This is a genomic window from Streptomyces sp. SID5910, assembly GCF_009862125.1.
Classification (GTDB): domain Bacteria; phylum Actinomycetota; class Actinomycetes; order Streptomycetales; family Streptomycetaceae; genus Streptomyces.
This window is the reverse complement of record NZ_WWHX01000490.1, coordinates 1-1,017: the sequence shown is the minus strand read 5'-3', so window position 1 is coordinate 1,017 and position 1,017 is coordinate 1. Positions and strand designations below refer to the sequence as shown.

Genomic DNA, 1,017 nt, shown 5'->3' with positions numbered 1-1,017 from the left:
CGGGGCCTCCAGGACCGGCAGCTCGGCGGGGGTGACGGTGGTGCCGGGCCAGCGGCCGGGGATCGCGCGCTCGGCCGCGCGGCGGCAGCGCGGGCAGTCGTCGACGTGGCGGACCAGTTCGCGGCGGAGGGCGGCGCTGAGCACGAAGCGGTTCTCGCCGGTGAGGCGGGACACGCCCCGGCAGGCGCCGGTCTCGACGACGGCGAGGGCGGCGCGGGTGCGTTCGACCTCGCAGGCGGCCGCGGCGAGCAGTTCCCGGGCGGCGGGGAGGTCCATGCCGAGCACGGCGGCGACCTCGTGGGGGGCGAGGTGGTGGCGCACGGCGAGTTCGAGGGCCTCGCGCTGCTCGGGGGTGGTGCCGGCGGCCTCCGGCCAGGCGAGCAGGGCGAGTTCGCGGCGGCGGCGCTCCTGGTCGGCGGGGTGCTGCCGCTCGGGGGCCGGGTGCTGGCCGCCGGGGGTCGGGCGGCCTGCGGCGTGGGTGGCCGGACGTTTCTGCTTGGCCTCGGCCAGCTTGCGGAGGCAGGCCCAGCGGGCGAGGGCGTACAGCCAGGCCCTGCGGTCCGCGGAGTCGGGGCCGCGGTTGCCGCGGTGGTCGCGGCGCTCGGCGAGCGTGAGGACGTCGCCCAGGGCGGCGGTCGCGGTGTCGTGGTCGCACAGGACGGACAGGCAGTAGGTGAACAGGCCGTCCAGGTACGCCTCGTAGCGCGCGGGTGGCCGCTGCGCGAGCGTGCGCGCCGCCGCGCGGTCACGCGCTTCCCGGTGCTCCCGGTGCTCCCGGTGTGCCCGGTGGGTGCCGGTCGTGCGGGTCTTGGTCTCCGGACTGCTGCTCATCACCCGGCGACCGTAGGCGGCTATGGGTGGCGCGAAGTGGCGCGTTGGACACTTTTAATCCGTACGGGTGAAACGATCCCTCATAAGGGGACAGGGGCATGCCTGCGGCAGCCTGTGGCTGCTCGGTGGGGGTGCGCGTAGCGCCTCGGGTTCGGTGGTGGGTCGGGGCCGCGCCGGGGGGTGTCC

At 76.7% G+C, this 1,017-nt stretch carries 1 protein-coding gene; it reads right to left on the bottom strand.

All coding sequences use genetic code 11. The annotated features are described in order from the left end of the window. A partial coding sequence (locus GTW67_RS17385; protein ID WP_524539789.1) for an RNA polymerase sigma factor occupies positions 1 to 831 on the bottom strand: 831 nt, incomplete at its 3' end. Positions 832 to 1,017 lie beyond the last annotated feature (186 nt).